Annotated in this window: 15 protein-coding genes; 7 read left to right on the top strand and 8 right to left on the bottom strand. The window is 58.9% G+C overall.

Features of this window, described 5'->3' with window-relative positions:
- Positions 1 to 10: 10 nt before the first annotated feature.
- The 4 genes from FJU08_RS01065 to FJU08_RS01080 form a co-directional block, all read right to left on the bottom strand.
- Positions 11 to 805, bottom strand: coding sequence for an ABC transporter permease (locus FJU08_RS01065; RefSeq protein WP_141147123.1), 795 nt, complete (start codon positions 803 to 805; stop codon positions 11 to 13).
- Positions 802 to 1680, bottom strand: a complete 879-nt coding sequence (locus FJU08_RS01070) for an ABC transporter permease (protein WP_181409705.1) — start codon at positions 1678 to 1680, stop codon at positions 802 to 804. The genes FJU08_RS01065 and FJU08_RS01070 overlap by 4 nt, the downstream gene beginning before the upstream one ends.
- Positions 1681 to 1779: 99 nt before the next feature.
- Positions 1780 to 2811, bottom strand: a complete 1032-nt coding sequence (locus FJU08_RS01075) for an extracellular solute-binding protein (RefSeq protein WP_141147125.1) — start codon at positions 2809 to 2811, stop codon at positions 1780 to 1782.
- Positions 2812 to 2986: 175 nt separating this feature from the next.
- Positions 2987 to 3970 carry a LysR family transcriptional regulator gene (locus FJU08_RS01080; protein WP_235890533.1) on the bottom strand — a complete coding sequence of 328 codons (984 nt, stop codon included), beginning with the start codon at positions 3968 to 3970 and terminating at the stop codon, positions 2987 to 2989.
- A gap of 149 nt (positions 3971 to 4119) precedes the next feature.
- Between FJU08_RS01080 and FJU08_RS01085 the strand changes: the two genes are divergently transcribed.
- From FJU08_RS01085 to lexA, 3 genes are all read left to right on the top strand, one after another.
- Positions 4120 to 5625: an amidohydrolase family protein gene (locus FJU08_RS01085; RefSeq protein ID WP_141147126.1), complete on the top strand. Its 1506-nt coding sequence runs from the start codon at positions 4120 to 4122 to the stop codon at positions 5623 to 5625.
- A 57-nt stretch (positions 5626 to 5682) separates the two neighbouring features.
- Positions 5683 to 6663 carry an NAD-dependent epimerase/dehydratase family protein gene (locus tag FJU08_RS01090; protein ID WP_141147127.1) on the top strand — a complete coding sequence of 327 codons (981 nt, stop codon included), beginning with the start codon at positions 5683 to 5685 and terminating at the stop codon, positions 6661 to 6663.
- Between the two features lie 86 nt (positions 6664 to 6749).
- Complete coding sequence (gene lexA, locus FJU08_RS01095; RefSeq protein WP_141147128.1) at positions 6750 to 7460, top strand: transcriptional repressor LexA; 711 nt, start codon at positions 6750 to 6752, stop codon at positions 7458 to 7460.
- Here lexA and FJU08_RS01100 read toward each other — a convergent pair.
- Positions 7441 to 9903, bottom strand: coding sequence for a ComEC/Rec2 family competence protein (locus FJU08_RS01100; protein WP_181409706.1), 2463 nt, complete (start codon positions 9901 to 9903; stop codon positions 7441 to 7443). The genes lexA and FJU08_RS01100 overlap by 20 nt on opposite strands.
- Before the next feature lie 445 nt (positions 9904 to 10348).
- On the opposite strand from FJU08_RS01100, the gene gltA reads away from it, so the two are divergent.
- Positions 10349 to 11635 (top strand): citrate synthase, encoded by a 1287-nt coding sequence (gltA, locus tag FJU08_RS01105; protein WP_141147130.1) that lies wholly within the window; start codon positions 10349 to 10351, stop codon positions 11633 to 11635.
- Positions 11636 to 11801: 166 nt separating this feature from the next.
- On the opposite strand, the gene FJU08_RS01110 is transcribed toward gltA, so the two are convergent.
- Positions 11802 to 12476, bottom strand: a complete 675-nt coding sequence (locus tag FJU08_RS01110) for an invasion associated locus B family protein (RefSeq protein ID WP_141147131.1) — start codon at positions 12474 to 12476, stop codon at positions 11802 to 11804.
- A gap of 238 nt (positions 12477 to 12714) precedes the next feature.
- Between FJU08_RS01110 and FJU08_RS01115 the strand changes: the two genes are divergently transcribed.
- Both FJU08_RS01115 and FJU08_RS01120 read left to right on the top strand, forming a co-directional pair.
- Positions 12715 to 14532: an extracellular solute-binding protein gene (locus FJU08_RS01115; RefSeq protein WP_141147132.1), complete on the top strand. Its 1818-nt coding sequence runs from the start codon at positions 12715 to 12717 to the stop codon at positions 14530 to 14532.
- A gap of 58 nt (positions 14533 to 14590) precedes the next feature.
- Positions 14591 to 15235, top strand: coding sequence for a DsbA family oxidoreductase (locus FJU08_RS01120; RefSeq protein WP_141147133.1), 645 nt, complete (start codon positions 14591 to 14593; stop codon positions 15233 to 15235).
- A gap of 16 nt (positions 15236 to 15251) precedes the next feature.
- On the opposite strand, the gene mfd is transcribed toward FJU08_RS01120, so the two are convergent.
- A complete protein-coding gene (gene mfd, locus FJU08_RS01125) occupies positions 15252 to 18755 on the bottom strand; it encodes a transcription-repair coupling factor (protein ID WP_141147134.1) in 3504 nt (1167 codons plus the stop codon).
- An 11-nt stretch (positions 18756 to 18766) separates the two neighbouring features.
- Positions 18767 to 19066 (bottom strand): succinate dehydrogenase assembly factor 2, encoded by a 300-nt coding sequence (locus FJU08_RS01130; protein WP_141147135.1) that lies wholly within the window; start codon positions 19064 to 19066, stop codon positions 18767 to 18769.
- 93 nt (positions 19067 to 19159) lie between these two features.
- Here FJU08_RS01130 and recG point away from each other — a divergent pair, with 93 nt between their 5' ends.
- Complete coding sequence (gene recG / locus FJU08_RS01135) at positions 19160 to 21265, top strand: ATP-dependent DNA helicase RecG (RefSeq protein ID WP_141147136.1); 2106 nt, start codon at positions 19160 to 19162, stop codon at positions 21263 to 21265.
- The last annotated feature ends 467 nt before the right edge of the window (positions 21266 to 21732 follow it).

The following is a 21732-nucleotide window of genomic DNA, read 5'->3' on the forward strand; positions in this document are numbered from 1 at the left end:
ATGACTTTCTTTACAGTCTACGCGACCATTTGAACAGGAACTCGCCGATCAGCGCGGCAAAGAGAATGAAGGCAACAATGGCCGAGCCGATTGCCAGCGTAATCGGATCAATGCCCTGGCTTCTGAGCTGGGCGTAGAGGCGCACCGGAAAGGTGATCCAGCGCGCGCCGGCAATCAGCGAGGAAACGATGACATCGTTGAAGGAGATCAGCAGTGAGAATGCGGCAGACGACACAAGGCCCGGCATGGCGAGCGGCAGAGTGATACGGCCGATCACCCGCATCGGAGAAGCGCCAAGCGTGGCGGCGGCCTGCTCCAGCAGCGGATCGAGATCGGCAAAGGTCGAGACCATGATGCGCACGGTAAAAGGCATGGTGATGACCGCATGCGCGAGCACCAGCGCCGGAAGCGTGCCGGACATGCCAAGCTTCGAATAGATCTGCAAAAGCGCGATCGCCCAGACGATCAGCGGCAGCACCAGCGGCGTCATTAAGATCGCCTCGATGACCCGGCCACCTGCCGGTTTGAAGCGCACCAGCGCGAAGGCCGCAAGGCCACCGAAGATGACCGAAACGAAACCCGCCAGCACGGCGACGATCAGGCTGACGGTGAGCGCGCTTTTATATTCACGGCTCTCAATGGCTGCCTGATACCAGCGCAGCGAATAATCCTTCGGCGGAAAACGGAAGAAACTGGCGTCATCGAAGGAGGCAAAGATCAGCACGGCAATCGGTGCAAGAAGAAAGATAAAGGCAAGGATGGTCCAAAGGAAGCGGGCCGAGACGGCAAAGCCATAGGTTTTCATGCCGTTATCCCCGTTTCAGCGGAAACCGGGTCAGGTTCGCGGGCGAAAAGCTTCGTCAGCGCCGAGCCAATGCCGAGACCGATCGCCAGAAGCGCAAGCATGACAACGGCAATCGCCGAGGCAAACGGCCAGTCGAGCACCAGCGAGGCCTGCTGATAGGCCATGGTGCCGAAGGTGGCGATCTTGCCCTGTCCGAGGATCTGCGGCGTGACAAAGGAGGTGAGCGATGCGCAGAAGACCAGCACCGAACCGGCGACAACGCCGGGCGCAATCAGCGGCAGGATCACCCGGCGCCAGATGACAGGCATCGGCGCGCCAAGCGTGGCCGCTGCCGCCTCGACATCCTTCGGCAGGTGCGACAGCGCATTGACCAGCGGCAGCAGCATCAGCGGCAGAAAGGCCTGAACAAGGCCGATGACGACGCCGGGTACCGTGCCGAGAAACTTTATGCTCGATCTGATCAGGCCCATTTCCTTCAGGATCGAATTGATCACACCAAGCGGACCGAGAAGATGCAGCATGCCAAGCGATGGCAGCAGCGCGCCGGAGACGAGCGGCACGAGGATCAGCGCCAGAAGCAGGCCTTTCGCCCGGCCGGCGCTGACGGCGATCTGACGGGCGACAGGCAATGCGATGATGAGGCACAGAATGGTCGCAAGCGCGCTCAGCCAGAGCGTGCGGAAGAACACTGCGGCGAAATAGCTGTCGGAGATGAGGCGCGCATAATTGGCGAGGCTGAAGCCGTCAGCCATCAGCAGCGATCCCTCGCCACGGACCTTGAAGGAGGTTACGACCAGCCAGAGGAAAGGCAGCAGGAAAACGCCCCCTGAAAGAATGAGGGCCGGAGCCAGAAGAAGCGTGGCGCGTCTGTTCATCGGCATCACAATCGAAAAATCTAAAAGCAGATTGGGCATGAGCGCCCGCCGCACGGGGGATCTGCGCGGCGGGCCGTTCAGGAACTTTTCAGGCCGGAATTACTGGCCGAGAAGGTCCTTGTTCCAGCGCTGGGTCCAGTCGCTGCGCTGGCTGATGACATAAGGCCAGTCGAGCTGAACCAGGCTGTCGACCTCTTCCGGCGTGTCGATCACATCGGCAGAAACCGTTTCAGGCAGCTTCACATTCTTGTTGGTCGGGCCGAAATAGATCTGTTCGGCGTAGTCTGTCTGGTTCTTCACGCCGAGCGCCTTTTCGGCAAACATCTTGGCCAGTTCCGGCTCGGGGGAATTCTTGACGGTGCAGAGCATGTCGCGCACCAGAACCGGACCCGGATCGGTCGGGAAGGAGAAACCGATATCGGGATGTTCCTTCAGCGCGGAGAGCACATAGCCCGAGATCATCGGCGCCATGACAACTTCGCCGGCATCCATCATCGCAAAGACCTCGTCCAGATTGGTGTAGGTCATGGCGATCGGCTTCAGCTCTTCAAGCTTGGCGAAAGCGGCATCGGGATCATGCTCGTCAGTACCGGCAAGGCGGGCGGCAACGCCGATCAGGCCATCACCTTCCGAACCCGGATACTGCGAAACGGCGATCTTGCCGTTATATTGCGGGTCCCACATGTCCTTCCATTCCGGCGGATGGTCGACCAGTGTCTTGTTATAGGCAATGCCGAGACCAACCAGAGACATGGCGTAGCAGCCATTATTCATGCCGTCCCAGATGTTCTTGTACATGTCACTGTCCGGATCGGGCGCATTGACGATACCATCGGCCAGAGCCTGCGGTGCCTCGTACATGTTAAGGAAGGCAATATCCATGGTCGGATTGTCCTTCTCGGCGTAGATGCGGGCCATGCGGTCGCCCGTGCCGCCAAGCACGAATTCAACCTTGGCGCCGGTTTCCTTTTCAATCGGATCGGCGGCATTTTCGCGCAGCAGACGTTCGATATCGCCGCCCCATACGCCGACAACCAGCGTGTGACCGGAATAGTCTTCTGCCGCAAAGGCGCTGACGGCCGAAAGGCCGATCGTGCCGGCCAGAAGCATGCTCGTGAGAGACTTCAGCATGGTGGATCATTCCCCTTGTTTGTTTTGATCGGGTTACCCCGGCGCATGGAACGCGGCAAGCCAGACACAGCGGCTGATCGAGAGATCAAGGCGACAGGCACTGGCTGCGCTCTCCGGCAACGATTAAACGGCAGGAATTGACAAACCATAAGTGTCTTGGGGCTAATACAGTCTATTAGTCCAGACGAATGGGTTCACGCGAAGTTTCACTTGAAGGAAGGGTATCGAATTCGCTTATCTCTTGGGCAACCCGGCGCAGCAATTTTCGGAACCACTGATTGCCGGGCGAGAGATGCGACCGTTCATGCCACAGTGTGTAGAAACTCATTTTCGCCAGTTCTTCAGGCGCCGCCACGATGGTGAACCGGCCGGACAGTGCCATCTGTTCGGCAAAGGGGCGCGAACTGGTGAAGACGAGGTCGGTGCGCTCCAGCATATGCGGCACCAGCGTGAATTCGGCAACCGACATGGCGATGTTGCGCTTCACATCCAGCTGCGCCAGCTGTCCGTCGATCGGGCTGATGGCTGGGCTGGTATGCGGCGTCGGCGACAGATGATCGAGCGTCAGATAGTCCTCAAGGCTGACGCGATGCCGCCCCGCCAGCGGGTGATCATTGCGCATCACCAGCACGATGTCGGTTTCCAGCAACGGGGCGAAACGCAGATAGTCGCGCGGGGTCGGCCAGTTGCCGATGACGAGGTCGAGCTTGCCGCTTTCCAGCTCGGAGAAAATCTCGCTCTCCTCGGGGATCGAGCAGAAATCAAGCGGCATCATCGGCGCTTCCCGGCGCACCAGTTCGGCAATGCGCGGCATGAAGAAAGTGCCAAGACAATTGGCGGCATAGACGCGGAAACGCTTGTTGTAACGGGCCGGATCGAAGCTTTCGCCACTATCGGCGAGCGCATCGATATCCTGAAGGATCCGCGCCACCTGCCCCCTTATGCGAAGCCCCTTTTCCGTCGGGATCAGTCTAACCCCGCTTCTGACAAGCAGCGGATCGCCGAGAATTTCGCGAAGGCGCTTCAGCGCCAGCGAAACGGAGGGCTGGCTCTGGCCGAGAATGGTGGCGGTTTTGGAAACGCTGCACTCGTCCATGAGAACATTCAGAATGCGCATCAGGCGCAGATCAAGACCATGGTCGCCGGCAAGATTTGCCATGAGACATGCTCCCTTTTTCGTCAAAGGGTTTCACAATGCCGGCGCGCGGCCCACCACAGGCGCCCCGACGGTCCAATAATCATCCCCGCTTTTGATAAAAGCAAGCTTTGTGCCACACAGCACATCAAGACATCGCAATGGAGAATGAAATGGCAATCCTGATCAGGAACGGTCTCGTTATCGACCAGTCGCTTCCCGAACATCCCTTCACGCGCGGCGACGTGCTGATCGATGGTGACCGGATTGTCGCCCGCGGTGCCGATCTTTCAGAACGCGCCGCCGGCTTTGCCGATCTCGAGACAATCGATGCCAGCGACAAACTGGTCATGCCCGGCTTCATCGATGCCCATATGCATTCCAATGAAGGCTTCGAGATGGGCCGCTATGACAACCTGCCGCTCGAAATCTGGCTCTCGGAAGTCTATCCGCCGCTCTATGCAAACCAGATGTCCTGGCGCGACCATTATCTGCGCGCCATGCTGGTGGCGATCATTTCGCTGCGCTCGGGCGTCACCACGCTGCAGGACGATGTGATCAACATTTCCGGCACACCGGACGCCGTCGATGCAACGGCAACGGCCTTTCGCGATGTCGGCCTGCGCGGATGGATCACGGCGTCGATGTGGGATGAGAGCTATTGCAACAGCCTGCCCTTCATCGGCAACCTTGTGCCGGCAGAGCTGAAAGCCCGCCTCGACGCAACACCTGCGCCGGACTGGAAGGCGCAGATCGAACTGTTCGAGGAATTGTCGAAGAACTGGCACGGCAAAGACAATATGCGCATCATTCTCGGCCCCTGCGGGCCGCAGCGCTGCTCCGAGCGTCTGCTGCAGGAGGTCGCCAGCCTGTCCGAGGCGCGTAATCTGCCCGTGCACTGCCATGTTCTGGAAACCAAGACGCAGGCCGTGACCGGGCAAGAGAAATATGGCCGCACGCTGGTCGAGTTCCTCAAGGATATGGGGCTTATGACCCATCGCCTGACGATGAACCACGCCATCTGGTTGACCGACAGCGACATTGCCACCATGGGCGCTGCCGGATGCTCGACCACCCACAATCCGCTCGCCAATCTCAAGCTCGGCTCAGGCGTGTCTCCGGTGCGCAAGATGATGAAGGCTGGCGTCAATGTCGCGCTCGGCTGCGATGGCGTCGCCTCTGCCGATACCGCTGATATCTTTGTCGCCTTCAAGGTAGCCGCCGGTCTGCACAAGATTGGTAGCTTCGATTACAACGACTGGATTTCGGCGCATGACGTCTATAACATGGCGACGACCGCCGCTGCCCGCACCAGCCTGATGCAGGACGACGTCGGCACGCTGGCGGAAGGCAAGCTTGCCGACATCATCTTGATGGACAGGAATGACTGGGGCTTCATGCCGCTGCATGACCCGATCAAGAAAATTGCCTTCTCGGTCAATTCGGACGTGGTGACCCATTCGATCGTTGGCGGCAAGGTGGTCATGCGCGACCGAAAGCTCACCGCCATCAGCGAAGATGATCTGCGCGGCGAAATCGCGGAAGCCGCGGCCCGGTTCGAGCGCGACATATGCCCTGCCATGAGCAAGGGGGCCACCGAGGTTCGCCCCTATCTCGACCAGATGTATGCTAAGGCGACGCAACGCGCGCTGCCAATCCATCCGCGCGTTGGCAGCTAACGCGGCAAAGGCCGGGCGCGGCAACAAGCGCGCCCGGCCATACAAGGAGAAACGCCCATGCGCATTGCCGTCATTGGCGCCGCCGGCATGATCGGTCATGAACTCACCCGTGAGCTGGTCACGACGGACCGAATCAATGGCCAGAAAATCGAGCAACTGATTCTCAGTGATATCCGTCCGGTCGACACGAAAACCGATGAGACGCATATCACCGAGGTTATCGGCGACGCTGCGGACAGTCGCGTTGTCGAGACCATCCTGACAGCACGGCCAGACGTCATTTTCCATGTTGCCGCAACAGCCATGGGCCAGGCCGATCGCGATTTTGCAATTGGCTATCACATCAATTTCGACACGGTCCGTACACTGGCCGAGGGGCTGAGACTTGCCGGTGAAAGCCTCTGCCCTCGCCTTGTTCACGCCTCCTCAATCGGTGTCTTCGGCGGCCCCTTTCCAGCCGTTATCGAAGACCATCACACGCCATGCCCGGACAGTTCCTATGGGGCGCAGAAGCTGATGAGCGAAACGCTGATTGCCGATTATTCGCGCATGGGATTCCTCGATGGAATCTGCCTGAGACTGCCGACAATCGCCATTCGGCCTGGCGCTGCAACACATGGAAATTCTGGGTTCTTTTCCAATATCATACGAGAACCTCTTCATAATAAAGATGCGATTTTGCCGGCCTCCGACAATGTCCGCCACTGGCTCGCTTCACCGAAAACGGCCGTTGCCCAGCTGATCCATGCAGCCACTCTCCCGAGCGCCGATATTGACGGTAGCCGCGCCCTTACAATGCCCGGAATTTCGGTGACTGTCGCCGAGCTTCTGGATGCACTCAAAGCCGAGGCCGGAAAGCACGCACTGTCACGGGTCAAGCGCCAGCTCCCACCACTCTATCAGGCCGAAGACTTCCCGCAGCGCTTCGCGACCAGCCGCGCGCATGCGCTCGGATTTCCCTGTCTTGAGCAGACCGCATCTGACCTCATCAACGATTATCTGGCGACCTCACATGTCCAGCAAAACCCTGACAGATAAAGTCTTTTTCGCCGGGACGCTTGCAGAACACATAAGGAACAGATATAGTCCGTTCCGTATTTGTTTCGAACTGGTGGTGACCACAGATGCTGACTCGCAAGCAACAGGAACTGCTTTTATTCATCCATGAACGGATGAAAGAGACGGGAATTCCCCCGTCCTTCGATGAGATGAAGGAAGCCCTCGATCTTGCCTCCAAGTCCGGCATCCATCGACTGATCACTGCGCTCGAAGAGCGCGGCTTCATCCGGCGCCTGCCCAACCGGGCGCGTGCTCTGGAAATCCTGCGCATGCCGGACAGTTACGTCGCCAGCCAGCAGCCACGTCGCGGCTTTTCGCCGAGCGTGATTGAAGGCAGTCTCGGCAAAAAGACCGAAAAACCCGAGGTCAAGGCGGCCGCCGTGCCCGAAAATGTCGCCCAGGTGCCGATCATGGGGCGGATCGCTGCCGGTGTGCCAATTTCAGCCATTCAGGAGAACACGCATGATATCGCCGTCCCGGCCGAGATGCTGGGCACGGGTGAACATTATGCGTTGGAAGTTCAGGGCGATTCGATGATCGAAGCGGGCATTTTCGACGGCGATACGGTCATCATTCGTAATGTAACGGCAGCAACACCTGGCGATATCGTCGTTGCCCTTGTCAATGACGAGGAGGCTACGCTGAAACGGTTCCGCCGCAAGGGCGCATCCATTGCACTGGAAGCTGCCAATCCTGCTTACGAAACCCGTATTTTTGCCGCAGATCAGGTCAAGGTTCAGGGCAAGCTTGTCGGGCTTATTCGGCGCTATCACTGAAACTGATTTCAGCGGGCAGAGGTAGACGGGGCGAGAATCCGCTTGAGCGCCAGTCATAGAGACGGTGCTGCTCCCAGGCGCGGGCAATATTGCTGATGGCGGGCGTTACGGAAAAGCGTGTGCAACCGGTCTTTTGCGTATCATTTTCAGTGGCTTTGCAGCGGAAACTGGCGCTGGCTTTGATCTCTTCGCCCACCGTTTCCTGAACGGATGGCAGCTGTTCTTTTTGCCTTTGGGTGCCTGACGTTATGGGCATAGTACCTGCTGGAACCGTAGCGTTGATTGCTGCCATTTTTGCAGGCGCGAGGTTCGCTTTGCTTTTCTGCCCGATGCGATCCAGGCGCAAGGCGCCGGACTGGCGCAGCAATGCGGGCGTGATGAGGAAACTGCCTGAGCGGCAGCGGTCAAATCCGGGATCGCGGGTTGCCACAACGATCGCGACGGTATCGCAGGCCGTCATGGCGTAGGCCTTGTGGCCGGTGATGACCGCAATTGCGGGTCCATCCGGTGTGATAGCGACACACCAATTCTTGTCGCGACAGAAGAAGCGGCCGACGGCATTTTGCGCCTCGCTAACCGTTTCGCGCATCTGGCGCTCTGCTATAGCAAGTTGATCGACCGTGAGCGGCTGCTTGGCGTCCGGCGATGGCTGACCATCTTTGGTTATCACGGGTTTGACCGCTGTTTTCAATCGCAATGCCTGCTGCCACTGGTCGTAAATGAAGGATGGCGGTCGCGTGCGACTGAGGTTCGGCACGCGATCGGACACAATGGCGACCAGACTTGCATTCTCCGCGATCAGTATAGCGGTCTGATCCGGTGGACGGGCCATGACAAACACCAGTATTGAAGCAGCGATCGGCACAAGGCCGAGCCAGCGCAATTTCGTCTTGAGAAAGACGACGATCACGAAGCCAAGGCTGAAGAGCAGGAGAAATCCTTTTGGTGGCAGGCCCGTATTGACCAGACCGCCCAGCGCATCGACATGTCGGGCGATGGCTATCACAATATCGAGCCCTTTGCCCATAACGGCCAGAAACGGTGCATCGAGCCCGAAAGGCATGGTCAGCATCGCCATCAGCCCCGCCGGCATGACGATGATTGTGATCACCGGCATAGCGAGCAGATTGCCGATCAAGCCATAGGCCGCTGCACGATGAAAGTGCTGAAGCGCGTAAGGCGCGGTCGACAGTCCACCGATCAGCGACGTCAACAAGATGCCGCCCATAAAGGCAAGCGGAAGGCCGAGCCAGGCCGGTAGTCTGATCAGCCCGTCCTCCCGCTTTGCCGCATGGCCAACCCAAAGACCATAGCCGGCAATCAAGGCTGCGGTTGCGGCAAAAGACATTTGCAGGCTTGGCCCCAGCACCTCGGAAGGCCAGACAAACAGCACGATCATCGCCGCGATGGCGACATTGCGTAGGCTGAGCGCCGCACGGTCGAAGATCGCAGCCATCAGCATGATCGCCAGCATGATGAAGGCGCGGCGGGCAGAGACCTGCATTCCGGAAATGGCCAGGTATAGCGATGCCGTGCACAGGGCAGCCGCCGCGGCTATCTTTTTCGTCGCAACGGCTTCGGCGAAACGCGGGAAAAGCGCAAAACCGATCCTGAGACTGGCAAAGAAAATCCCTGCGGCAAGCGCCATGTGCAGCCCCGAAATTGCGATGACATGTGCAAGCCCGGCATTGCGCAGCGCATCAAGCGTCGCGTCATCCATGCCGCGGCGCTCCCCGATGATGATGGCATTGGCAAAAGCGCCCGATTCGCCGGGCAAAACGGAGCGCACACGTTCGCCAATGAGGTCGCGCAAACGCTCGATCGCAAGCGCCAGACCAAGCCCCAGCCCTCCGGAGACAGTGACACACGGCTTCAGTTCCGGCGGACCATAGAAGAAGCCGATGGCACCGATGCCATCAAAATAGGACAGAAAGGCAAAATCAACGAGGCCCGGCAACGCCGGTCCGGACGGCGGAGACAGCCGCGCTGTGCCGGTGACAATGCTGCCGACAGCAAGGCCAGCCCCGTCGCCGCCGCGCGCCACCAGCGTAACACGCTCGGGTGGACGCCGAAGAACCGGATCATCCGTCTCAAGCAGGCGAATTTGATAGCGCCAGCTGGTTTCGCCCGTCCGTTCACGCGCCTCTATCTGCCCGGTTACATGGGTTGTTACGGTGGAATCAAATATCACCGTTGCCCGCCGTGCGGTCTCGAACTGGGCGAGCAGGCCACCGGCGAAAAAAAGTGCGGCGGCGGCAGCGACGAAGGCGAGCTGCCGCCGCGAATAACGCAGAATGATTGCGACCAGCGCCGTCAGAAGTGTCGCCGCGATCAGGCCGAACAGCATTGGCGCCACCGGCCGTGTCAACCACCATGCTGCCCCCGCCCCGAGAAAAACAGGCGCAAACAGAAAGGCGCGTCCATAGGCGCTTTCGTCAGCCAAAGCTGACGCGACGAAACGCCGCGCTCTTCCAAGATAAAGATACAGGAAATCGAACAGCCTCAACCGGCGACGCAGAGGTGCCGATGGCGCCACAAAAGGCGCCTCTGTGCGGTTTCTCCCCTCGTTTTTGCCCCTATTTGCCTCCCGATCCCGGGTCAGGTCGGCCAGCCAGGCATCACGTTCATCCATAGCGCGTGCCCATCACATGCTTCAACGCTGCATCGTGGCGTCACAATCGGGCTTTTGCAATCGTCACAGATGATATCTTGATAAAAATCCTCTTTTCAGACCGGCAGAAAACTTGCTAAACGCAACTATCAAAGATCAATTGCGCCGCTTTATCGCCCTTTGGGTGACTTGGCAGCGTCCTCTCGATCAGATAGCTAGTTATTATAATCCATGAATATTCAGCAGGCGCTGTCAGCCTGCCAGTTTGGAGGATAGTATGACGGAAACGAACACGCTGAAGCTCGCAGACAAGGATCTCGAGCTCACTGTGGAATCCGGCACGTTCGGCCCCAAGGTCATCGACATCAATACGCTGTACAAAGAAACGGGCATGTTCACTTATGACCCGGGCTTCACCTCTACGGCGTCGTGCAAATCGAAGATCACCTATATCGATGGTGACGAGGGCATCCTGCTGCATCGCGGTTACCCGATCGAACAGCTGGCCGAAGATGCCGACTTCCTGGAAGTCTGCTACCTGCTGCTTTACGGTGAACTCCCCACCGCAACGCAGAAGAAAGATTTCGACTTCCGCATCACCCATCACACGATGATTCATGAGCAGATGACGCGTCTGTTCTCCGGCTTCCGCCGTGATGCCCACCCGATGGCCATCATCTGCGGCGCTGTTGGCGTGATGTCGGCCTTCTACCATGATTCGATCGACATCTCCGATCCGCGCAAGCGCATGATCGCCAGCATGCGCATCGTCGCGAAAATCCCGACGATTGCCGCAATGGCCTACAAGTACTCGGTTGGCGAGCCTTTCATCTATCCGCGTAACGACCTCGATTATGCTGCAAACTTCCTGCATATGTGTTTCGCCACACCGTGTGAGGAATACAAGGTCAATCCGGTTCTGGCCCGCGCGCTTGATCGCATCTTCATCCTTCACGCCGATCACGAGCAGAACGCCTCGACCTCGACCGTCCGCCTCGCCGGTTCGTCGGGTGCGAACCCGTTTGCCTGCATCGCAGCTGGTATTGCCTGCCTTTGGGGCCCCGCCCATGGCGGTGCCAATGAAGCAGCCCTCAACATGCTGCAGGAAATCGGTTCGGTTGACCGCATTCCGGAATTCATCGACCGTGCGAAGGATCGCAATGATCCCTTCCGTCTGATGGGCTTTGGCCACCGCGTCTACAAGAATTATGACCCGCGCGCCAAGATCATGCAGAAGACCTGCCATGAAGTGCTGACCACGCTCGGCATCAAGGATGACCCGCTGCTCGACGTTGCCATGGAACTCGAAAAGATCGCTCTGACCGATCCCTATTTCATCGAGAAGAAGCTCTATCCGAACATTGACTTCTACTCCGGCATCACGCTGAAGGCTCTGGGCTTCCCCACGACCATGTTCACCGTTCTCTTCGCCCTGGCCCGTACCGTTGGCTGGATCGCCCAGTGGAGCGAAATGATCGAAGACCCGGAACAGCGCATCGGCCGCCCGCGTCAGCTTTATACCGGCGCCGCAAAGCGCGATTTCGTTCCGATCAGCGAACGTTGATCCGAAAACATATCATTGAGAAAGGCCGGCTCCACGCCGGCCTTTTTTGTGCGGCTCAATGAACAAAATAGCTGAGCCGGCATAACCGCAGATACAAAAAACCCGCCGGAATGACCCGGCGGGTTTTTGCGACCGCATCAGCGATCGCAAATCGAAGAGACCGGCCTTAGTTGCCGTTGGCAGCCGGTGCGGCTGACCCGGTTGCACTCTGCTGGGCCTGTTCAATCTTCTTGCGACGATCATCAGCCATCTTCTTGACTGATTCGTCGAGATTCCGCTGGCTTTCAACCAGATCAGGCTGGCTGACCGGATCACCGTCATTGGCAGCGGTAAAGCCGCTCAGCGAGATTTCAACCGGGTTGGGCTGCTGACGGAAGTTGACGGAGGTGAAAGTCACCTTGCCGCCCCGCTTCATCGCATTGACCAGATCATCCGTCAGCTGCGCGTGGGCGACACACTTGTCGCTGGTGCAGATGGCATAGGGAAGCGTGACCGGCTTGTTGGTGTCGATCTGCATCGAGATTCCGGCCGGAATAGTCCGGAAGGTCGGAACCGTAACTTCCAGGATGCGCTGATTCTGAGCGCCCGTGGCTGTTATAAGGCCAACGGCCGTCAGAATCTGACCGTTATCGGCACGGGCAATGTTCTGCACCACGCAGACATTGACATCGCCAGCAGGGTTACAGGTCTTGAACCAGCCCTGAGCCGGCGCGCCACCCTGAGCTGCCGCCGGAGCAGGAGCTGCCTGTTGTTCCTGAGCCGAAGCGCCCGTCGCAGCCAAACCGGCAATCGCGAAAACGCAAAGCGCGACATGCTTCATTTTACTGGCTCGTGAAAGCATGAAAATTCTCTCCTAGTCTTCTGCAATCAGATCAATTTGATTTGACCATGACGTGGCATTGTTACCGAATTGCGGCAACCTCCGCCGCAAAGTCACTCTCTGATAGCCTCGGATATCGCACAGAGAAAGCCCTTTGGGCAGAAAAATGCATGCGCGGGCAGAAAATGCGTTTGATATTTTCGTCGCACCGATCGTCATGATACGCTTGTTGAGTTCATAATTAATACAAGGTGAATCGATGCGCCCCGCTGTTCCGCTGATTCTCGCAGCCCTGCTTGCAAGTCCGGCCCTTGCCGATCCGCTCTATGGTATCGCGATGCATGGCGCCCCTGCCCTGCCTGCTGATTTCCAGCACTTCCCCTATGTAAACCCTGAGGTCAAAAAGGGCGGTGAGATCACCTATGGTGTCATTGGCTCGTTCGATAGCCTCAATCCCTTCGTCATCAAGGGCATGCGCTCGTCAGCGCGTGGCATGTGGGAAGAACAGCTCGGCCATCTCATCTATGAACCGCTGATGGAGCGCTCGCGCGACGAGCCCTTCACGCTTTACGGTCTTCTGGCCGAATCGGTCGAATGGGATGATGCCCGCAGCTATATCCAGTTCAACCTCAACCCAGATGCCAAGTGGTCCGATGGCCAGCCTGTGACACCGGAAGATGTGATGTTTACCTTCAAGCTTCTGGCGGAAAAGGGCCGCCCGCCCTATTCCAACCGGCTGAAGCTGGTCGACAAGATGGAAAAGGTCGGCGCGCATTCGGTGAAATTCACCTTCAACGAGAATGCCAATCGCGAGACGCCGCTGATCTTCGCGCTGATGCCTGTCTTTCCCGAACATGCGACCAATGCCGATACGTTCGACACGGATACGATGGCGATGCCCGTCGGCTCTGGTCCCTACCTCATCGACAAGATCGAACCCGGCCAGCGCATCGTCTACAAGCGTAATCCCGACTACTGGGGCAAGGATCTGCCGGCCAAGGTCGGCGTCGACAATTACGACAAGATCACGGTCGACTACTACCTTCAGGACTCCTCGCTGTTCGAGGCCTTCAAGAAGGGCGACGTCGATGTCTATCTCGAAACGGATACCAGCCACTGGGACCGCGCCTATGATTTTCCCGCCGTCAGTGACGGCAAGGTGATCAAGGATGTGTTCCACCCCAAGACACCGACCGGCATGATGGGCTTCGTTTTCAATACGCGGCGGCCGATTTTCGCTGACGAGAAGGTGCGTGAGGCGCTCTCGGACGTGTTCGATTTCGAATGGGTGAACAAGACGCTGTTTAACAATGCCTATCAGCGCACCGAAAGCTTCTGGCAGAATTCCAGCCTCGGCGCCTATGGAAACAAGGCCAGCGATCATGAAATCGCGCTTCTGGGCGATGCCGCCAAGACGATGGACCCTGCTTTGCTCGACGGCACCTATGCCATGCCGGTGACCGACGGCTCGGGCGCTGACCGCAAGGTGCTGGGGGCGGCGGTGAAGGAACTGGCTGCCGCCGGTTACACGATCCAGAATGGCAAGATGATCGGTCCGGACGGTAAACAGCTTTCCTTCGAGATCATGACCACCAACGAATTGACGGAAAAGCTGGCACTCGCCTACCAGCATTCGCTCAACCTGATTGGCGTCAATCTCGATATCCGCACTGTCGACGATGCGCAGTATCAGAAGCGGCTCAACACATTCGACTATGACATGATCATTCTGGCCGCACCGGGATTCTATTACATGTCGTCCCTCTCGCCGGGGTCGGAACAGATCTATCGCTGGTCATCACAATCGCGCGACATGGAGGGATCGTTCAATTTCGCCGGTGTCGATAGCCCGGATGTTGACCGCCTGATTGATTCGATGGTGAAGGCCAAATCGACGGAAGATTTCGAGGATTCGGTGCGTGGTCTCGACCGGTTACTGGTTGCCGGCCATTATGTTCTGCCGCTCTATCACGACGATGGCCAGCGGGTCGCACGCTGGGCGGATATCGAACACCCTGAAGAAACGCCGATTTACGGTTTCCAACTGCCAACCTGGTGGGATAAGACCGCGCAGTAATCTGCCTGCGCTGCGGCAAACCAGCCTTTGCCGCAGCGCCCGAACAGAAAGGAACGGCATGAAAACCGTCACCGTTGACGCCATTATCGATGTTGTCTGCCCCTGGTGTTATCTGGGCAAGGCCCGCCTCGACAATGCGATCCGCTCGCTCGGCGATGCAGCGGAGGTTGTCGTGCAATGGCGCCCTTTTGAGCTTGATTCCACCGTGCCGAAAGAAGGCGTCGACATTCAGGCGATGCTGGCGGAAAAACTTGGCTCGGCCGAGCGCCGCGACGAGATGCATGCCCAGCTGACCGAGATGGGCAAGGCCGAGGGCATTGAATTCCACTTCGAGCGCATCTTGATCCGGCCGAACACCTTCGACGCGCATCGTCTGCTGCTCTGGGCCCATACCGAAAGCATATCGCTGCAAAATGATGTGATTGACCGGCTGTATCGCGCCAATTTCACCGAAGGCCGCAATATTGGCGACCACGGCGTGCTGGCGGATATTGCCGCCGAAGCTGGCATGGACCGCGAATTGGTGATGCGGCTGCTGGCCAGCGATTCGGATGTCGATATGGTCCGCCACGAGATCGACAACGCCAACGAGATGGGCGTCACCGGCGTACCCTTCTTCATCTTCGACGGACGCTACGCCGCCAATGGCGCCCAGCCCGTCGAGGTCTTCAAGGATGTGCTCGGCCAACTGGCCGCTGCCTGACGGAAAGACCGGGGCGTCACGCCCCGGCAATCTTTGCCAGCTTTGACATGATGATGGCCGCCTGACCGAGCCGCTTTTGCGGCGTCGGCAGATCGCGGTTGAAATAGACACTCTGATCGGCGCGGATCTTGGTCGACACGCTTTCCGATGCGATCAGTTGCACCAGTCCGGCCGGATTCGGGAATTCTGCATTGCGGAACTGGACGACAACGCCCTTTGGCCCGGCATCGAGTTTTTCGACATTGGCGATGCGGCAGAGCGATTTGATATAGACCACCTTCAGCAGTGACTGTAGCTCTTCCGGCATTGGCCCGAAACGGTCGATCATCTCGGCGCCGAAGGCATCGATGTCACGCGCGTCCGACAATTCGCCGAGCCGGCGGTAAAGCCCCATGCGCAGATTGATATCCGGCACATAATGTTCCGGGATCATCACCGATGTGCCCAGCGCGATCTGCGGCGACCAGTCGGCTGAGCCGAGATCCTCGTCTCCCTTGGCTTCGGCCACGGCTTCTTCCAGCATCTGCTGATAAAGCTCAAAGCCGACTTCCTTGATATGGCCAGACTGCTCCTCGCCGAGCAGATTGCCCGCCCCGCGAATATCCAGATCGTGGCTCGCCAGCTGGAAACCGGCACCAAGCGTATCGAGCGACTGCAATACTTTCAGCCGGCGCTCGGCCGTATCGGTGAGCTTCTTCTTCACCGGCAGGGTGAAGAGCGCAAAGGCACGGATCTTGGAACGGCCAACACGACCGCGCAGCTGATAGAGCTGGGCGAGACCGAACATATCGGCGCGGTGCACGATCAGCGTATTGGCGGTCGGCACATCAAGGCCCGATTCGACAATGGTGGTCGAGAGCAGCACATCATACTGGCCGTCATAGAAGGCGTTCATGATGTCTTCGAGTTCGCCGGCGGCCATCTGGCCATGGGCAACCGCGACCTTCAGCTCCGGCGCGTTCTCGCTCAGGAAGTCCTGAACCTCAGCCAGATCAGCCAGGCGCGGGCAGACATAGAAGCTCTGGCCGCCGCGATAATGCTCGCGCATCAGCGTTTCGCGGATCACCAGCGGATCAAAGGGGGAGATGAAGGTTCTGACCGCCATGCGGTCGACCGGCGGCGTGGTGATCAGCGACAATTCGCGAACGCCGGTCATGGCAAGCTGCAGCGTGCGCGGGATCGGCGTTGCCGACAGCGTCAGCACATGAACGTCGCTCTTAAGCTCCTTCAGCCGTTCCTTGTGCTTGACGCCGAAATGCTGTTCCTCATCGATGATCAAAAGACCGAGATTGGCAAATTTGATCGATGAACCGAGCAGCGCATGGGTGCCGACGACCACGTCGAGCTTGCCATCGGCTAGATCCTTCTTGGTCTGCGCCAGCGCCTTGCCGGATACCAGGCGCGAGGCCTGGGCAAGCTTGATCGGCAACCCGCGGAAACGCTCGGCAAAGGTTTTGTAGTGCTGGCGCGCCAGAAGCGTCGTCGGCACAACAACGGCAACCTGCACGCCGTTCATGGCTGCGACGAAAGCAGCACGCAGCGCCACTTCCGTCTTGCCGAATCCGACATCACCGCAGACGAGCCGATCCATCGGCCGGCCGGCTGCGAGATCTTCCCGCACCGATTCGATGGCATTGAACTGGTCTTCTGTCTCCTCATAGGGGAAACGGGCAGCAAATTCGTCGTAAAGACCTTCCGTGGTCGTCAGCGCCGGCGCCGAGCGCGTCGTGCGTTTGGCGGCAATGGCAATCAGCTGATCGGCCATATCCAGCAGCCGCTTCTTCAGCCGGGCCTTCTTGGCCTGCCATGCACCACCACCCAGCCGGTCAAGCAGGGCCTCGGTGCCTTCCGCGCCATAGCGCGACAAAAGCTCGATATTTTCGACCGGCAGGAACAGTTTTGCCGCATCGGCATAATGGAGTTCGAGACAGTCACGCGGCGCGCCTGCCGCCTCGATGGTGCGCAGGCCGACAAAACGGCCAATACCGTGCTCGACATGGACGACCAGCGCGCCTTCCTCAAGGCCGGAGACTTCCGAAATGAAGTCGGCTGCCCGCTTGCGCCGTTTCGACTTGCGGATCAGGCGATCGCCGAGAATATCCTGCTCGCCGATGATGACGAGATCGCCGGTCGCAAAACCCGCTTCAAGGTTGAGAACGGCACTCGCCGCCTCGCCCTTGTCGAGACGCTTCATATCCTTCAGCGCCTTGACCGGCTTGATCCGCTCGAGCCCGTGTTCCTGCAACACCTGCAACAATCGGTCGAGCGAGCCTTCCGACCAGCCGGTAATCAGCACTTTCGCGCCATCGGAACGCTTTTCGGCGATGTGCTTGACGGCCTGTTCGAACACATTGACGCGTGGCTCGCCTTCCGCTGCCGGTGCATCGCTCTTGACCGCCCAGCGCGGGCCGGCATGGGCCTCAACGGACAGAACCGGTTTGCCGAGCGATGATGGCTCGTTGAAGGGCGAAAGCCGGATCGAACCGCGCGAATCAAGGCCCGCGCCAAACTGGCCGTCGCTGAGATAGGCAAGCTCGGGCGGAACCGGCTTGTAAGGGGCCGCCTGGCCGACCGACCCGCCGGTCAGGTTTTCGGAGCGTGCGCTGTAATAATCGCGGATCAGCGTATAGCGCTCGGCAGCAGCCTCGCGGGCGGTGTGATCGCAAAGAAGGGTGAAATCATCGAGATAATCAAACATCGTCTCGAGATTTTCATAAAAAAGCGGCAGCCAGTGCTCCATGCCGGCATAACGCCTGCCCTCGGAAATCGCCTGATAGAGTGCATCATCGCGATTGGCGGCGCCGAACATGCTGAGATAGTTCTTGCGGAAGCGCGAAATGGTCTCATCGCTCAGCGCCACTTCGCTCATGGCGTTCAGTTCCAGCGACGTGACCGTGCCGGTGGATCGCTGACTGGCCGGATCAAAGGCACGGATACTTTCCAGCGTATCGCCGAAGAAATCCAGACGGACGCCATTTTCCGAACCGGGAACGAAAATATCGAGAATGCCGCCTCTGACAGCAAATTCGCCAACCTCCCGCACGGTCGGCACGCGCTCAAAACCGGCCTGTCCCAGCCGGTGGATGATCGTGTCCATCGAAATCACCTGACCGGCACGGGCCGAAAGGCCAAGCGTCTTGACGATCTCGGCCGGCGGCAGTTTCTGCAGCATGGCGTTGACGGTGACCAGCAGAATCATCGGATAGGGCTTCTGCCGCCGCATGGCGAGCGCCGAAAGCGTCGACAGCCGTTCCGCGGCCGTGGCAGAGCCCGGAGACACCCGGTCATAGGGCAGGCAGTCCCAGGCTGGCAGCCGCATCACCGGGATGTCCGGTGCGACGAAGGACAGCATCTGCTCGAAATCGGCGATCCGCTGCCCGTCTGACATGACAAAGGCGACGGCTTTTCCGGCGCGCGCCATTTCGGCCAGAACAAGCGGTTCAGTGCCCGGCACGGCATTGGCAATAGTAACGGCCCCGGTCAGGCCATCGAGTTTTTTCGGGTTGAATCCGGCGATCATGTCGTGTCGTATCAGACTTTCACCACCGGATCGAAATCCGGCTTGTAGGCTGCAATTTCTTGAAAGAGCGGGATCTGCAGATGTTCCGGCACGGGTCTCGCGCCATTGATCCAGTTGATCAGATCATTGTCCTCTTCGGCCATGATCATCTCGAAGAGATCGAGCGTCGCCTCGTCCATGGTCTCAAGCCGTTCTTCGGCAAACTGACCGAGGATCAGGTCCATCTCGCGGATGCCGCGATGCCAGCAGCGAAAAAGCATGCGGCGGCGGCGCGGCTCGAGATCGGCACTGGTGCGTTTCAACCCTGTCATGTTCAAAACCTTCCCTGTTGGAATTCTCTATATCGTCTCGTTTCGCGCTTGTCAGCCTTGTCAAAAGCGTCTTGTCAGTCCATTTGAATATCCATGCGTCCGGCTTTGCTCGATCCACTCTTTGCGCCCGTCACCAGCCTCACCGGTATCGGGCCGAAACTCGCCAAGCTCATCGCCCGGCTCACCGGTCGCGAGGATGAGGACGATTGCCGTATCATCGACCTTCTGTTCCATGCCCCTTCCGGGGTGATTGACAGGCGCCTGCAGCCCGGCATTGCCTATCTGCCGGAGGGCGCGATCGTCACGGTGCGCGGTTTCGTCGACCGGCATCAGCCCGCGCCTGCGCGCTCCAATGCGCCCTATCGCGTCTATATTCACGATGAAACCGGCGAACTTGCATTGACCTTTTTCCATTCCAAGGCCGATTGGCTGGAAAAAAGTCTTCCCGTTGGCGAAGAAGTGCTCGTCAGCGGCAAGGCGGAATGGTTCAACGGCCGCCCCTCCATGGTTCATCCCGACCATATGGTTCCCGCCGAAAAGGCCGACAGCCTGCCGGTGGTAGAACCGGTTTATCCGCTGACGGCCGGACTTTCGGCCAAGCTGCTCAATCGCGCGATCGAGGCGGCCCTGCCGCGCCTGCCGGATTTTCCCGAATGGATCGATCCGACCGTCGTCAAGCAGCAGGGCTTTCCGGTCATCCGGACCGCGATTGAAAGCCTGCACAATCCGCGCGATGAGACCGATATCGCCTTCGAAGCACCGGCGCGGCGCAGGCTCGCCTATGATGAATTTCTCGCCGGCCAGCTTTCGCTGGCGCTGGTTCGCCAGCGCATGCGCAAGATCCCCGGCCGCCCGGTGCACGCGAGCGGCGTGCTGTCGGGCCGGGTGCGCGCTGCCCTGCCCTTCGCGCTGACCGCCGGGCAGGAAGATGCCATTACGGCCATTCTCGCCGATATGGGCAAGCCGGAGCGCATGCTGCGCATGCTGCAGGGTGATGTTGGCGCCGGCAAGACAGTGGTGGCGCTGATGGCCATGCTGGCGGTTGTCGAAGATGGCGGTCAGGCGGTGATCATGGCCCCGACGGAAATTCTGGCGCGCCAGCATTTCGAAAGCATCTCCGCCCTTGCGGAAAAGGCCGGCGTCGGCGTGGCACTTCTGACCGGCAAGACCAAGGCGCGAGAACGCCGCGACATAGCCGAGCGCATGACAACCGGCGATGCAAAGATCGTCATCGGCACCCACGCATTGTTTCAGGACAATGTTGACTATGCCGATCTCAGGCTGGTGATCGTCGACGAACAGCATCGGTTCGGCGTCCATCAGCGCCTGAAACTTGCCGCCAAGGGGGCGTCTCCGCATCTTCTGGTGATGACGGCGACACCCATTCCGCGCACGCTGATGCTGGCAGCCTTCGGCGACATGGATGTGTCGAAATTGACCGAAAAACCGGCGGGTCGCAAACCCATCACAACGGTCACCATTCCCTCTGAACGCCTCGGCGATATTGTCCAGCGTCTGCGCGCTGCGATTGCTGACGGAAAGAAAGCCTACTGGATCTGCCCGCTGGTGGAAGAATCCGAAGTCGTTGATCTAATCTCGGCGGAAGAACGTTTCCAGACACTTGCCAAGGCCTTCGGCGCCGAACATGTCGGGCTGATCCATGGCCGCATGGCGACGGCCGAGAAAGAGGTGGCGATGGAGGCCTTCAAGGCCGGACGAACGCGGCTTCTGGTGGCAACCACAGTGGTCGAGGTCGGCGTTGATGTGCCCGATGCCACGATCATGGTAATCGAACATGCCGAACGCTTCGGCCTTGCGCAATTGCACCAGCTGCGCGGCCGTGTCGGACGCGGCGACGAGGCCTCAACCTGCATTCTGCTCTACAAGGGCCCGCTGGGAGAGATCGGCAAGGCACGGCTGAAGATCATGCGCGACAGCAATGATGGTTTCCGCATTGCCGAGGAAGATCTGAAACTGCGCGGCGAAGGCGAGCTGCTCGGCACACGCCAGTCCGGCATTCCGGGCTTTCGCTTTGCAAGCCTTGAGGCGCATGCCGATCTCCTGGAAATTGCGCGCAAGGATGCCGCCTATCTCGTCGGCAAGGATCCGCAGCTGACAGGCAGTCGCGGCGAGGCCCTGCGTGTGCTGCTGTATCTCTTCCGCCGCGATGAAGCGATCCGCTACCTCAATGCCGGATAGGGCATCGCGTGCCAGCACGGATGCCGGCTTTTCGGCAATCCGATGCCCAAGGCGAGGGACAGGGAACACGACAGGTCGTTAACCGCCGGGCCGCCCTGCGTATGAGTTTATCGAATTTCAGCCGGCTCCGGTCCGGAAGCCAGTTTCCCGAGACATAAAGCGACGCGCCACGGCGTCCGATCGTCAACGCCAGTCAAAGCACGCGCTACAGCAAGAAGCTGTCAGCCCCGTTGAGCGATTGACGCGGAAATACACAACTGCCGCGACACATAACGAATTTAACAAACATAGAACACAATATAAATTGATATTTAACTTGTAATATTAAATTTAAATTCACTAGACTCTAGTAAATTCACGTGCAAAAAGCCGAAAATCGGTCGAACAAAGCTACATATACACAATCTTATATCAATATAAATCTGTCGGCCGACCAACCAGGAGCGATGAACGCATCGTCAGGGAAG

The sequence above is a fragment of the Martelella alba genome (assembly GCF_006516955.1).
Lineage (GTDB): Bacteria > Pseudomonadota > Alphaproteobacteria > Rhizobiales > Rhizobiaceae > Martelella > Martelella alba.

Excerpts from the sequence above, each read along its gene's own strand:
- FJU08_RS01130 (WP_141147135.1), bottom strand. The coding sequence starts at position 19,066 with ATGACAGGGTTGAAACGCACCAGTGCCGATCTCGAGCCGCGCCGCCGC.
- lexA (WP_141147128.1), top strand. The coding sequence starts at position 6,750 with ATGCTGACTCGCAAGCAACAGGAACTGCTTTTATTCATCCATGAACGG.
- recG (WP_141147136.1), top strand. The coding sequence starts at position 19,160 with ATGCGTCCGGCTTTGCTCGATCCACTCTTTGCGCCCGTCACCAGCCTC.
- FJU08_RS01080 (WP_235890533.1), bottom strand. The coding sequence starts at position 3,970 with ATGGCAAATCTTGCCGGCGACCATGGTCTTGATCTGCGCCTGATGCGC.
- FJU08_RS01110 (WP_141147131.1), bottom strand. The coding sequence starts at position 12,476 with ATGCTTTCACGAGCCAGTAAAATGAAGCATGTCGCGCTTTGCGTTTTC.
- FJU08_RS01075 (WP_141147125.1), bottom strand. The coding sequence starts at position 2,811 with ATGCTGAAGTCTCTCACGAGCATGCTTCTGGCCGGCACGATCGGCCTT.
- FJU08_RS01070 (WP_181409705.1), bottom strand. The coding sequence starts at position 1,680 with ATGAACAGACGCGCCACGCTTCTTCTGGCTCCGGCCCTCATTCTTTCA.
- FJU08_RS01065 (WP_141147123.1), bottom strand. The coding sequence starts at position 805 with ATGAAAACCTATGGCTTTGCCGTCTCGGCCCGCTTCCTTTGGACCATC.
- mfd (WP_141147134.1), bottom strand. The coding sequence starts at position 18,755 with ATGATCGCCGGATTCAACCCGAAAAAACTCGATGGCCTGACCGGGGCC.
- FJU08_RS01090 (WP_141147127.1), top strand. The coding sequence starts at position 5,683 with ATGCGCATTGCCGTCATTGGCGCCGCCGGCATGATCGGTCATGAACTC.
- FJU08_RS01085 (WP_141147126.1), top strand. The coding sequence starts at position 4,120 with ATGGCAATCCTGATCAGGAACGGTCTCGTTATCGACCAGTCGCTTCCC.
- gltA (WP_141147130.1), top strand. The coding sequence starts at position 10,349 with ATGACGGAAACGAACACGCTGAAGCTCGCAGACAAGGATCTCGAGCTC.
- FJU08_RS01120 (WP_141147133.1), top strand. The coding sequence starts at position 14,591 with ATGAAAACCGTCACCGTTGACGCCATTATCGATGTTGTCTGCCCCTGG.
- FJU08_RS01115 (WP_141147132.1), top strand. The coding sequence starts at position 12,715 with ATGCGCCCCGCTGTTCCGCTGATTCTCGCAGCCCTGCTTGCAAGTCCG.